This is a genomic window from Arthrobacter sp. UYNi723, from assembly GCF_054057635.1.
The window spans coordinates 373,615-385,386 of record NZ_JBSRZM010000001.1; the positions used below are offsets into that span (position 1 = coordinate 373,615).

14 protein-coding genes and 1 riboswitch are annotated in these 11,772 nt (G+C 64.2%); of the genes, 13 read left to right on the top strand and 1 reads right to left on the bottom strand.

The features are described from left to right. The first annotated feature begins 29 nt into the window (after positions 1 to 29). Complete coding sequence (gene ffh / locus ACVWY0_RS01700; RefSeq protein WP_056349117.1) at positions 30 to 1,610, top strand: signal recognition particle protein; 1,581 nt, start codon at positions 30 to 32, stop codon at positions 1,608 to 1,610. 102 nt (positions 1,611 to 1,712) lie between these two features. Beyond that, a complete protein-coding gene (locus ACVWY0_RS01705) occupies positions 1,713 to 2,447 on the top strand; it encodes an alpha/beta hydrolase (RefSeq protein WP_485835167.1) in 735 nt (244 codons plus the stop codon). Positions 2,448 to 2,451: 4 nt separating this feature from the next. On the opposite strand, the gene thiC is transcribed toward ACVWY0_RS01705, so the two are convergent. After that, positions 2,452 to 4,221, bottom strand: a complete 1,770-nt coding sequence (gene thiC / locus ACVWY0_RS01710; RefSeq protein WP_485835168.1) for a phosphomethylpyrimidine synthase ThiC — start codon at positions 4,219 to 4,221, stop codon at positions 2,452 to 2,454. Between the two features lie 42 nt (positions 4,222 to 4,263). Next, a riboswitch (TPP riboswitch) is annotated at positions 4,264 to 4,371 on the bottom strand. Positions 4,372 to 4,525: 154 nt separating this feature from the next. On the opposite strand from thiC, the gene ACVWY0_RS01715 reads away from it, so the two are divergent. The 11 genes from ACVWY0_RS01715 (at position 4,526) to ACVWY0_RS01765 (ending at position 11,763) form a co-directional block, all read left to right on the top strand. After that, positions 4,526 to 5,401 carry a VOC family protein gene (locus tag ACVWY0_RS01715; protein WP_485835169.1) on the top strand — a complete coding sequence of 292 codons (876 nt, stop codon included), beginning with the start codon at positions 4,526 to 4,528 and terminating at the stop codon, positions 5,399 to 5,401. A gap of 113 nt (positions 5,402 to 5,514) precedes the next feature. Beyond that, positions 5,515 to 5,952 carry a hypothetical protein gene (locus ACVWY0_RS01720; RefSeq protein ID WP_200950819.1) on the top strand — a complete coding sequence of 146 codons (438 nt, stop codon included), beginning with the start codon at positions 5,515 to 5,517 and terminating at the stop codon, positions 5,950 to 5,952. Between the two features lie 212 nt (positions 5,953 to 6,164). Next, positions 6,165 to 6,581, top strand: coding sequence for a 30S ribosomal protein S16 (gene rpsP / locus ACVWY0_RS01725; protein WP_056349101.1), 417 nt, complete (start codon positions 6,165 to 6,167; stop codon positions 6,579 to 6,581). A gap of 1 nt (position 6,582) precedes the next feature. Continuing rightward, complete coding sequence (locus ACVWY0_RS01730; protein WP_056349097.1) at positions 6,583 to 6,825, top strand: RNA-binding protein; 243 nt, start codon at positions 6,583 to 6,585, stop codon at positions 6,823 to 6,825. Between the two features lie 112 nt (positions 6,826 to 6,937). Continuing rightward, positions 6,938 to 7,483 carry a ribosome maturation factor RimM gene (gene rimM / locus ACVWY0_RS01735; RefSeq protein ID WP_485835170.1) on the top strand — a complete coding sequence of 182 codons (546 nt, stop codon included), beginning with the start codon at positions 6,938 to 6,940 and terminating at the stop codon, positions 7,481 to 7,483. After that, complete coding sequence (gene trmD, locus ACVWY0_RS01740; RefSeq protein ID WP_485835171.1) at positions 7,484 to 8,356, top strand: tRNA (guanosine(37)-N1)-methyltransferase TrmD; 873 nt, start codon at positions 7,484 to 7,486, stop codon at positions 8,354 to 8,356. Positions 8,357 to 8,599: 243 nt separating this feature from the next. Then, on the top strand, positions 8,600 to 8,959 hold the full coding sequence (gene rplS, locus ACVWY0_RS01745) for a 50S ribosomal protein L19 (protein WP_056349088.1): 360 nt from the start codon (positions 8,600 to 8,602) through the stop codon (positions 8,957 to 8,959). Between the two features lie 84 nt (positions 8,960 to 9,043). Beyond that, a complete protein-coding gene (gene lepB, locus ACVWY0_RS01750) occupies positions 9,044 to 9,721 on the top strand; it encodes a signal peptidase I (RefSeq protein ID WP_485835172.1) in 678 nt (225 codons plus the stop codon). Continuing rightward, positions 9,722 to 10,603 carry a signal peptidase I gene (gene lepB / locus ACVWY0_RS01755; protein WP_485835173.1) on the top strand — a complete coding sequence of 294 codons (882 nt, stop codon included), beginning with the start codon at positions 9,722 to 9,724 and terminating at the stop codon, positions 10,601 to 10,603. 11 nt (positions 10,604 to 10,614) lie between these two features. Then, complete coding sequence (locus ACVWY0_RS01760; protein WP_485835174.1) at positions 10,615 to 11,343, top strand: ribonuclease HII; 729 nt, start codon at positions 10,615 to 10,617, stop codon at positions 11,341 to 11,343. A 93-nt stretch (positions 11,344 to 11,436) separates the two neighbouring features. Then, positions 11,437 to 11,763, top strand: coding sequence for a DUF2469 domain-containing protein (locus ACVWY0_RS01765; RefSeq protein WP_111909356.1), 327 nt, complete (start codon positions 11,437 to 11,439; stop codon positions 11,761 to 11,763). Positions 11,764 to 11,772: the final 9 nt, after the last annotated feature.

Below are 11,772 nucleotides of genomic sequence, written 5' to 3' on the forward strand. Positions count from 1 at the left end.
GTAAATCCACTGAAAGAAGTGCGCGGCGCGTGTTCAATTCACTCTCTGACCGGTTGACAGCAACCTTCAAGAATCTCCGTGGCAAGGGCCGCCTCACTGAGGCGGACGTTGATGCCACAGTCCGGGAGATCCGCCGCGCCCTCCTCGATGCCGACGTCGCCGTTCCCGTGGTGCGTGAGTTTACGGCCCGCGTCCGCGAGCGTGCCCTCGGGGCAGAGGTATCGGGGGCGCTGAACCCGAGCCAGCAAATCGTCAAGATCGTCAATGAGGAGCTCGTTGAGATCCTCGGTGGCGAGACCCGCCGCATCCGCCTGGCCAAGACCGGCCCCACCATCATCATGCTGGCCGGCCTCCAGGGTGCCGGTAAGACCACCCTCGCGGGCAAGCTCGCCAAATGGCTCAAGGCCCAAGGCCACAGCCCCCTCCTGGTGGCATGTGATCTCCAGCGGCCCAATGCCGTCACGCAGCTCCAGGTTGTCGGCAACCGCGCCGGCGTGCCCGTTTTCGCACCGCACCCCGGAGCCACCTCGGAACTGGAGCACCCCGCCGGTGACCCGGTCGCCGTCGCCCGCGCCGGCGTCGAGGAAGCGCGCCAGAAGCTGCACGACGTCGTGATTGTCGACACCGCCGGGCGCCTCGGTGTTGACGCCGAGATGATGGAGCAGGCGAGCGAGATCCGCCGCGCCATCGTCCCCAATGAAGTGCTGTTCGTGATCGACGCCATGATCGGACAGGACGCCGTGAACACGGCTGTGGCGTTTGACGAGGGTGTGAACTTCACCGGCATCGTGCTGTCCAAGCTCGACGGCGACGCCCGCGGCGGTGCCGCACTGTCGGTTGCGTCGGTCACCGGTAAGCCGGTTATGTTCGCCTCCACCGGCGAAGGCGTGGATGACTTTGAGCTGTTCCACCCGGACCGCATGGCCTCCCGCATCCTGGACATGGGTGACGTCCTCACCCTGATTGAGCAGGCCGAGAAGAACTGGGACAAGGACGAAGCCGCCCGGATGGCGAAGAAATTCGCCGACCAGGAAGACTTCACCCTGGACGACTTCCTCTCCCAGATGCAGCAGATCCGCAACATGGGCTCCATGAAGAAGATGCTCATGATGATGCCCGGAGCGCAGAACATCCGCGAGCAGCTGGAGAACTTTGACGAGCGCGAGATCGACCGGGTCGAAGCGATCGTCCGTTCCATGACGCCGCACGAACGCGTCGCCCCGAAGATCATCAACGGCTCCCGCCGGGCACGCATCGCCAGAGGTTCAGGCGTGCATGTCTCCGAGGTCAACGGCCTGCTGGAGCGCTTCGGCCAGGCCCAGAAGATGATGAAGAAGATGGCCCAGGGCGGCGGTATGCCGGGAATGCCAGGGATGCCCGGCATGGGCGGCCCCGGCGGTGCGCGGAAGGGCGGCAAGAACGCCCCGAAGAAGAAGGCCCGCTCAGGCAACCCTGCCAAGGCTGCCCAGGAGCTCAAGGATGCCGAGGCCCGGCGGGCCGGCGCGGCGAAGGCTCTCCCCACGGGGGCAGCGTTCGGCCAACAGGGCGGCGACTTCGACCCTTCGCAGTTGAACCTGCCCAAGGGATTCGACAAGTTCCTCGGCAAGTAACCACCCTCCCGACTGGGTAGCAGCAGGTGTCTTTTTGAGCACTCATAACGACATTGACTGCTACCCAATTGGGATGTCTGCACCGTGGAATAGGGTTGGGTCATGTTCAAACAGCGCGTAGTGTTCGTGCACGGCGCCGGACCTTTCGGTGCGGCGGCGTGGCTGCGTCAGCACGGAATGGCGCTGACGTACGACGCCCTCTTCCTGCGACGGCACGGCTTTGATCCGGTGGCTGAACCCGTGGAGTCCTCGTTCGCTGAAGACACCGCCATCATCCTGCGCTCACTTGCGGATGACGGCCGCGGGGCCGCCGGGGGCCATGTCGTCGCCCACGCCGAGGGCGCCATTGCGGCCATGATGGCCGCCGTCGAACGCCCCGATCTGGTGTTTTCCCTCACGCTGGTTGAACCGGCATGTTTGTCCCTGACCGCCGAACTGCCGGCCACGTCTGCCTACATGGCCCTGATGCAACCGCTGTTCGACGTCCGGCACCAACTCAGCGATGAAGACTTCCAGCGGGAGTTCGTCCGGAGAATGTTCGCGGCGGACCTGCAGGAGCCCGCCACGCCGGAGGAAAAACGGTCGGCGCGCCGGCTCCGGTTGCAGGCGCCGTCGTGGGAGGCCCAACTCCATATTGTTCCGGGCGTCCCCACCATGGTCCTGACGGGTGGGTGGGAACCGCTCTATGAAGAGATCGCTGGATATCTGCAGGAAACCGGTGCCCTGCACCGCACTGCTGCGGGAGGACACCGGCCCCAGGACTCAGCCGAAGGTGACCGTGCCATCCGGTCCTTCATCGCCGACGTCGGCAGGTCACGCTCAGTTCAGGCTTCCTGAGCCGTCAGCTCCCGGCTGGGATCCGAAGCTCGGGGAGATAGACCTTCCCGCCGGCGGCCAGGAACTCCGCACTCTTTTCGCGCATCCCGCTGTAGGCTTCGGCGATGGCCGCCTGCGAATCGGCGGAACCGTATTCGTCCCTAATGTCCTGGCTGATCTTCATGGAGCAGAACTTCGGGCCGCACATGGAGCAGAAGTGGGCGGTTTTGGCCGGTTCGGCGGGCAGCGTCTCGTCATGGAAGGCCTCCGCCGTGACCGGGTCCAGGGACAGCGCGAACTGGTCGCGCCAGCGGAACTCGAACCGGGCCTTGGACAGGGCATCATCACGTTCATGGGCGCCGGGGTGGCCCTTGGCGAGGTCGGCTGCATGGGCGGCGATCTTGTAGGTGATCACGCCGGTCTTCACGTCGTCCTTGTTCGGGAGGCCAAGGTGTTCCTTGGGCGTGACGTAACAAAGCATGGCCGTGCCGTACCGGGCGATTTCGGTGGCGCCGATGGCGGACGTGATGTGGTCATAGCCCGGGGCGATGTCCGTGACCAGCGGCCCGAGTGTGTAGAACGGGGCGCCCTTGCAGAGTTCCTGCTGGCGTTCCACGTTCTCCCGCACCAGGTGGAACGGGACGTGCCCGGGACCTTCCACCATGACCTGCACATCGAATTCCCACGCCCGCTGGGTCAGTTCAGCCAGGGTGTCGAGCTCGGCGAACTGGGCCGCGTCGTTGGCGTCCGCCGTCGCTCCCGGGCGCAGTCCGTCGCCCAGGGAGAACGCGACGTCGTACTTGGCGAAGATCTCGCACAGGTCGTCGAAGTGCGTGTACAGGAAATTCTCCTGGTGGTGGGCCAGGCACCAGCCCGCCATGATCGCACCGCCCCGGGAGACGATGCCGGTGACGCGGTTGGCCGTCAGCGGCACGTAACGCAGCAGCACACCGGCGTGGATGGTCATGTAGTCCACGCCCTGCTCGCACTGCTCAATGACCGTGTCCCGGAAAATTTCCCAGGTCAGAGCATTGGCCTCGCCGTTGACCTTCTCCAGCGCCTGGTATATCGGCACTGTACCGATGGGCACGGGGGCGTTGCGGATGAGCCATTCGCGGGTGGTGTGGATGTCATCGCCGGTGGACAGGTCCATCACGGTGTCGGCGCCCCACTGGGTGGCCCACTGGAGTTTGTCCACTTCCTCGGCAATGGAGCTGGTCACCGCGGAGTTACCGATGTTCGCGTTAATCTTCACCAGGAAGGCCTTGCCGATGATCATCGGTTCGGATTCCGGGTGGTTGATGTTGTTGGGGATGATGGCCCGTCCGGCCGCCACTTCGCTGCGGACCAGTTCCACGTCGCAGTTCTCGCGGAGGGCAACGAACTGCATCTCGGGGGTGATGACACCCTGCCGCGCGTAGTGCATCTGGGTGACGGTCCGGCCGTCGACGGCGCGGCGGGGCACCGGCTGTGCACCCTTCCACTCTGCGGAGGCTGCGCCTCGGCGCACCGCCGACTTGCCGTCGTCGAGCAGGTTCCGTTCCCGTCCGCTGTAGGGCTCGGTATCGCCGCGGGCGGCGATCCACTCCGAGCGGAACGGGTTGAGGCCCACCACAGGATCGCTGCCCGGACCGGCCGTGCGGTAGGTCCGGAAAGGCCCGTTCGCCTCGCCGTTCGGCGACGGTTCCAGCGCGATCTCCGTCACGGGAACCCGGATCCCGGTGGCCTCATCGGTGATAAACGCCAGCGAGTGGGACTTCAGCGACTGGGTTTCAGGCTGGAGCGTTTGATCCACGTCGGTTTCATTTTGGACGGGGATCAGCTGTGTTTCTTGTGTATTCAATGAATACTCACTTCCTTCGCCGGCATTACCCGGACAGGTTCAACGGTCGCAGGCTGCGTCGGCCCGATCTCAGCCCGTGCAAGGGCTCCCGTGTGGTCAAGTCGAAGCTACCACAGGCCGAGGGTGGACTGGTGACAGCAATCACGGGAAAGCGGTCGCAATCAGTCTGCTCCGCCACTTGAATTAAATTGAAGCTTCAAGTAAATTAGAACCATAGCCGCTTTCATCCGAAGGCCAACGGACCGGGAGTTTTCAAATGACTGCAGAAGCCACCAGCCGGGATCTCCTTCCTGCCGACCTCTCCATGGGCACCGTAATGCTCAAGGTGGGCGACGTGAAGCTGATGACCGACTACTACCATCGTGCGCTCGGCCTGGAGGTCGTCGCAGAACAGGACGGCGGCGTCTATCTTGGCCGCCTTCAACGCCCGCTGGTGCATCTCGCGGCCGCCCCGTCCTTGAATCTGCCTGGCAGGGGAGAGGCCGGGCTGTTCCACACCGCACTGCTCTTTGGCGACCAGGCGTCGCTGGCGGCCACGGTAGCCACCGCCGCCCAGTACGAACCCCGGTCCTTCACGGGCAGCGCCGACCACCTCGTCAGCGAGGCCTTCTACTTCAATGACCCCGAAGGCAACGGCGTCGAGCTGTACTGGGACAGGCCCCGCGAAAACTGGTCCTGGAACGGGAAGGATGTAGTGATGGACAGCCTGGCACTGCCGCCGCAGCGCTACCTCGAGCAGCACCTGACCCAGGAATCCGTGGCCGGCCAGCGGGCCAGCGAAGCCGGCGTGGGCCACGTCCACCTCCAGGTGGGCGACGTCCAGTCAGCGCACGATTTCTACGTGGGCACGCTGGGCTTCGAAAAGACCGCCGGCTGGCACGGGCAGGCGCTGTTTGTCTCCGCGGGCCGGTATCACCACCACATGGCCATGAACGTCTGGAACAGCCGCGGAGCCGGTCCCCGCAAGGACACCCTGGGCCTCGGCGAAGTGCTCATCGAGGTCCCTTCCGGGGATGACGTCGGAGCGCTCGCCGACCGCCTGAAGGTCGCCGGTGTAGCCTCGCACCACACGGGCGCCGAGCTTCGCTTCGAGGACCCGTGGCGCAACAGTATCCGTGTCGCCGTCCGCTGAGTGCGGACGCCAAATGTGCGGCCTGCCTTGTACTAGGCTGATTCTGAACGGCCGGGGCGGCACTTGCTGCTGCCCTTCCAGGCCGCACCGTCGACGGAATGAGGGCTGTTCCCATGGGCTTCACTGAAATTTTTGTTTCCACTCACGATGCCGCGCTGAAGCGGGCGGACGTCCTGGATGCAGGCGGCTCCCCGGCGGGCCAGGCCCTGCGGATTCCCGGAATCAGCGATTTCGAAATCGAGCAGCTTGGCGATCTTGCCGGTGTTGCGGTGCACGCCGGTGGCGCGGACTACGAACTGGCCATGGTTGACGTGGCCAGTGATTCCCTCCTCGGGGTTCCGCCGGCCATGGTGCGTGCGCTGGCGGATCTGCTCAGCTACGAGACTGAAGGTGAAGGCAATGTCCTGGACGACGTCGCTGAAAAGTGGGCCGCCCAGGATGACATGCCGTTCGGCGTGGCCGAGGCCCGGACGTATGTCCAGCAGTTCGCTGAGCTGGCCAACTCCGTCGATGACGCCGCACGCACAGGGGTGTATGTCTGGTCGTCGTAGGCCGGCCGTGGCCCGCCGGGTCCGCGCGGCTGCCCCATCCCGACGTGTCAAGTCGAAATCCGGACGCTGATCTGGCACAATAAACAGGTACTCGATCTGCGTGGCCCCTCTCTCCGCGTCCGGATCCTGTCCTTCGAACCCTCAAGTATGGCCCGCCCCACGGGTGCAGAACGTCGGTTCACCCCTTTTCTGAAACAGGAGTGACCACAAAAGTGGCCGTAAAGATTCGCCTTAAGCGCTTTGGCAAGATGCGCGCACCGTACTACCGCATCGTCGTCATGGACGCACGCTCCAAGCGTGACGGCCGTGCCATCGAAGAGATCGGCAAGTACCACCCCACCGAAGAGCCCTCATACATCGAGGTGGACACGGACCGTGCCCAGTACTGGCTCGGCGTCGGCGCACAGCCGTCCGAACAGGTTGCCGCGATCCTGAAGATCACCGGTGACTGGCAGAAGTTCAAGGGCCTGCCGGGCCAGGAAGGCACCCTGAAGACCAAAGCTCCGAAGGCTGCCTTTGTTGCCCCGGAAAAGGGTTCCGTGATCATCCCGGAAGCCATCACCAAGAAGTCGAAGCAGTCTGACGCAGCCGAGGCCCCGGCCGAGGCAGAGACCACCGAGGCTGAGTAGATTGCTGGCAGAAGCGCTCGAACACCTCGTCCGGGGAATCGTTGATTCGCCGGAAGATGTCAAGGTCAGCTCGAAGAACAACCGCCGCGGGGACACCCTCGAGGTTCGTGTTCATCAGGATGACCTGGGACGGGTGATCGGCCGCCAGGGCCGCACAGCACGGGCATTGCGCACCGTTGTGGCGGCACTGGCAGACGGCGAGCCGGTCAGGGTCGACGTCGTCGACACCGACCGCCGCCGCTAAGCGCTCGGCAACATCAGTTTTTTGCTCCGGCCCTTCCACCAGCAACGGTGGAGGGGCCGGAGTGCTTTCACCACATCGCCCAATCCCGGCACGATCACAGACAGAGGAACAGATGCAGCTTCAGGTGGCACGAATCGGCAAACCGCATGGAATCCGCGGCGAAGTGACGGTCCAGGTGCTGACCGACGCTCCGGGGGACCGGTTTGTTCCCGGTACCGAGTTTGTGGTGGAGCCTGCATCGGCCGGCCCGCTCATTGTTGAGGGTGCGCGCTGGAACAAGGACATCCTGCTCCTCGCATTCGAAGGAATCGAGACCCGCAACCAGGCAGAGACCCTGCGCGGCGCCAAGCTTTTCATCGAAACCGAAGAGCTAAACGAGGACGACGACGAAGGCTGGTACGAGCACGAACTGGTAGGACTCGAAGCGCGCGTCGGGTCGCAGGTGGTCGGCAAGATCGCTGCCCTGCACACCTTGCCCGTCCAGGACCTGCTCGTGGTTGAAACGCCGGACGGCAAGGAAATCCTTGTCCCGTTTGTGCAGCAGATCGTTCCGGAGGTCAATGTGGCCGATGGCTTCGTCCTGCTGACGCCGCCGGACGGTCTCTTTGAGGTCAACGACGGCGAAGCCGGCCCCGGTGAAGCGGAGGAAAACGCGTAGATGAGAATCGACGTCGTCAGTATCTTCCCGGAGTACCTGGCGCCCCTGGAGCTCTCGCTCATTGGCAAGGCCCGCCAGGACGGCCTGTTGGACCTGCGCGTCCATAACCTGCGTGATTTCACCACCGACAAGCACCGCTCAGTGGACGACACCCCGTACGGCGGCGGCGCCGGCATGGTGATGAAGCCTGAGCCTTGGGCGCAGGCGTTGGCTGCCGTTGCCGCAGCTGCTGGCGCCGGAGCCGGTGAAGCCGCAGGGGGCGCCGAGGCCACGGCGGCCGAGCCCGTCAAACCGGTTTTGATTGTCCCGTCGCCGGCAGGGGAGCGCTTCAACCAGGCCCTGGCCCATGAGCTCGCAGAAGAGGACCAGCTGGTTTTTGCCTGCGGCCGCTATGAGGGCATCGATGAGCGTGTCATCGAGTGGGCGGAAGAGCACTTCACGGTGCGCCCCATGAGCCTTGGTGACTATGTGCTGAACGGCGGCGAAGTGGCCGTTTTGGCCATGGTCGAAGCCATCGGCAGGCTGCTGCCAGGCGTTGTGGGCAACCCTGATTCCCTGGTGGAGGAGTCGCATTCGGACGGGCTGCTGGAATACCCCGTGTATACCAAGCCCGCCAGCTGGCGGGACCGGGATGTCCCGGCAGTGCTGCTGAGCGGCAACCACGGGAAGATCGCGCAGTGGCGCCGCCACGAGCAGTTCCGGCGGACGGCGGAACGCCGTCCGGACCTGCTGGAAACGTTCGACGCCGGGAAGCTGCCACGTGCCGACCGGACGGCTTTCGCCGACCTCGGGTACGACGTCGTCGACGGTCACCTCCTGGCACGACGGCAGGCCGATACCAGCACGGACACTGGAACCGACGCCTCAACCTGAACCGGCGCGTCTGTGGTCCAAGGCGATTGGCTGTAGGCCCGCGAGTGTGGCAAAATTAGTCTTTGTGTCTGCTGGGTCCGCACCTGCCACAGGGGGAGCGCAACCAACAGCTGGACACCCCGGGACCTTCAATCAGTGAAGGAACCGGCCCCACTTAATTTTCGGCGGTAATTTCCGGTACTTCCGGGCTTGCCCGCCGTGACCCAAAGTGAATGACCTGTGGCGTTCACCAGGAGTGCAATTATGCATATTCTCGATTCCGTAGATGCAGCCTCGCTGCGCACCGATGTTCCTGTCTTCCGCGCGGGTGACACCCTCAAGGTTCACGTGAACATCATCGAAGGCAAGAACTCCCGTGTCCAGGTATTCCAGGGCTTCGTCCTGGGCCGCCACGGCGACGGTCTTCGCGAAACCTTCACCATCCGCAAGGTCTCCTTCGGCGTTGGTGTGGAGCGTACCTTCCCGGTGCACTCCCCGATCATCGACAAGATCGAAGTTGTCTCCAAGGGTGACGTGCGCCGCGCGAAGCTGTACTACATGCGCGACCTGCGCGGCAAGGCTGCGAAGATCAAGGAAAAGCGCGACTTCCAGCCCAAGAAGTAAGTCCCCAGGGACCTACAAAGCAGGCCCCAGCCGTACCAGGCCAGCGCCGGAGCCCTTCGCAACAGCGCCCCAGGAATACGGATCATGGACCAGACAAAACGCCAGCCCAGAAGAATGGGCTGGCGTTTTGCGTTCCTGGCAGTTCTCCTGGCCGTGGCCATCAGCGGGCTGGTCCGTTCCCTGTGGCTGGATGTCTATTACATACCGTCCGAATCCATGGAGCCGGTCCTTGCGAACGGGGACCGCATCCTGGTCTCCAGGACAGACTTCCATGCCGAACCCATCCGTCGGGGCGACATTGTGGTCTTCGACGGCAGGGGTTCGTTTGCTCCCCTGCACAGTGGGAAGGGCCCCCTTCTGGATTCCGTTGCAGCGGCCGGGCAGTGGCTTGGCCTGGCCGGCAGTGACACCACGTACGTCAAACGTGTCATCGGCATGCCGGGGGACACCGTGGTTTGCTGCGATGCAGACGGAAAGATCACCGTCAACGGCGGGGCACTTGAGGAGCCGTATCTGTTCGACGGAGACAGCCCAAGCACGCAGATCTTCAGCGCCGTGGTGCCCGACGGAAGGCTTTGGCTGCTCGGTGACCACCGCTCCGCGTCCGCTGATTCGCGCAGCCTGCTCGGGGCGCCCGGCGGAGGCATGGTGCCAATGGACCGTGTCATCGGCAGGCCGGTCCAGATCGTCTGGCCACTTGATAGATTTGCTGCAGTACTACGGCCGCCAGCGGCAGGATCAACAACAGAGGACGGACAGTAAATGCCCGAGAACAATGCCCGGACACCTGAGCCGCCTCGCGACGGCGCCCCCGGTGCCGACACCGACGGTATGTCCGCCAACGCGATTTCCGGCGGCGGCACCTCCGACGGAATAAGTGCCGACGGCGGCGCGTCGGACGGCGTGGCGGATGGCGGCCCGTCGGCGCCACAGTCCGGCAGGCGATCCGCGGCACCGACTTCCCAGTCCGCCGCCCCCAGCCAGCTCTTTGTCTGGCTGAAGGAGGTTGCCACGGTGGTGGTGATCGCCGTGGTGCTGTCCTTCCTGATCAAGACGTTCCTGTTCCGCGCGTTCTATATTCCGTCCGAGTCCATGGTCAGCACCCTGGACGTCAATGACCGTATCTTCGTGAACCTGCTGGTACCGGAACCGTTTTCCCTCTCTCGCGGCGACGTTGTGGTCTTCCGTGACACCAAGGGCTGGCTGAGCACCGCACCGGATGAACCGAATGGACCTTTCACATGGGTCCAGGACGGCCTGACATTTGTGGGACTGCTGCCGGACAACTCCGAGCAGCACCTCGTCAAACGTGTCATCGGGCTTCCCGGTGACGAAGTGATCTGCTGCGACGACGGCGGTAAACTGACCATCAACGGATCTCCTATTGATGAAACCTATGTCAACGGGGCTGAGGAACCGCAGATCCGTGCTTTCGACGTCGTTGTTCCGGAAGGAAAGGTCTGGGTCATGGGCGATAACCGGAACCACTCCGCGGATTCCCGCTCGCACCTGGAATCCAATGGCGGATTCGTCGACCTCGTGGACGTGGAGGGCAAAGCCGCCGTCATCGCATGGCCGCTGAACCGGATCACTGTCCTTGACAACTATCCGGCCGTCTTCCGGAACGTGCCTGCGGGAGGCTAGGAGTGTCCGCCGTGATACCGGCCACCGCGTCCAAGGTTGCAGCCCGCCAGACGGCCGGGGTCCGCTCCAAAGCACCGACGCTCCGGCATGAGCGGACGTTCAAAGCGCAGGGCGCCCGTTACCTGGCCGGCGTGGACGAAGTGGGCCGCGGAGCGCTGGCAGGACCTGTAAGCGTCGGGATCGCCGTCGTGGACCTCCATACCCAGAAGCCCCTGGCCGGTGTGCGGGACAGCAAGCTGCTCAGCCCCGCCGAACGGGAGAGGCTGGAACCGCTGGTCCGACGCTGGAGTGTTGCGTCCGCCGTCGGGCACGCTTCCGCGCGGGAGATCGACGCATTGGGCATCATTGCTGCGCTGCGGCTGGCCGGTACGCGCGCCTGGCAGGACATCCTTGCGGCCGGCATCAGCCCAGATGTGGTGCTGCTTGATGGCAGCCACAACTGGCTATCGCCCGCCGGGCAGCCTTCCCTGTTTGACGAGCCACCGGCCGACTTCGCATGCACTGCCCCCGTCCACACCAAAATCAAGGCGGACATGCAGTGCCTCAGCGTGGCCGCAGCCAGCGTGATTGCGAAGGTGGAACGTGACGAGCAGATGCGCGGCCTGCACAGTGAATACCCCGAGTTTGGCTGGGACATCAACAAGGGCTACGCCACGGCAATTCACCGGGACGCGCTCCGCGCCGCCGGAGCCACACCGTACCACCGGGTGAGTTGGAACCTCCTGGGCAGCGAACTCTGATTCCGTGCCGCTCCAGTGCCTGCCGCACTGGTGTGGGGCTCATGCGGCGCGGACGCTGCGACTGCGGCGCCCTGGATGGTGCAAGATGGAAGCATGAGTGCAGAGGATCTTGAAAACTATGAAACCGACATGGAGCTGCAGCTCTACCGTGAATACCGCGATGTTGTCGGGCTCTTCAGTTACGTTGTCGAGACCGAACGCCGCTTTTACCTCGCAAACCACGTTGACCTGCAGGCCCGAAGCGCCGACGGCGAGGTCTACTTCGATCTGACGCTGCAGGATGCCTGGGTGTGGGATGTGTACCGTTCGGCACGGTTCGTCAAGACAGTCCGCGTCCTCACGTTCAAGGATGTCAACGTCGAAGAACTGCCCCGCAACGAGGAACTCGCCCTGCCGAAGGACGTTGACCTCGGCAACTGACGCCGGCCC

Excerpts from the sequence above, each read along its gene's own strand:
- ACVWY0_RS01705 (WP_485835167.1), top strand. The coding sequence starts at position 1,713 with ATGTTCAAACAGCGCGTAGTGTTCGTGCACGGCGCCGGACCTTTCGGT.
- ACVWY0_RS01715 (WP_485835169.1), top strand. The coding sequence starts at position 4,526 with ATGACTGCAGAAGCCACCAGCCGGGATCTCCTTCCTGCCGACCTCTCC.
- ACVWY0_RS01720 (WP_200950819.1), top strand. The coding sequence starts at position 5,515 with ATGGGCTTCACTGAAATTTTTGTTTCCACTCACGATGCCGCGCTGAAG.
- rimM (WP_485835170.1), top strand. The coding sequence starts at position 6,938 with ATGCAGCTTCAGGTGGCACGAATCGGCAAACCGCATGGAATCCGCGGC.
- trmD (WP_485835171.1), top strand. The coding sequence starts at position 7,484 with ATGAGAATCGACGTCGTCAGTATCTTCCCGGAGTACCTGGCGCCCCTG.
- rplS (WP_056349088.1), top strand. The coding sequence starts at position 8,600 with ATGCATATTCTCGATTCCGTAGATGCAGCCTCGCTGCGCACCGATGTT.
- lepB (WP_485835172.1), top strand. The coding sequence starts at position 9,044 with ATGGACCAGACAAAACGCCAGCCCAGAAGAATGGGCTGGCGTTTTGCG.
- lepB (WP_485835173.1), top strand. The coding sequence starts at position 9,722 with ATGCCCGAGAACAATGCCCGGACACCTGAGCCGCCTCGCGACGGCGCC.
- ACVWY0_RS01765 (WP_111909356.1), top strand. The coding sequence starts at position 11,437 with ATGAGTGCAGAGGATCTTGAAAACTATGAAACCGACATGGAGCTGCAG.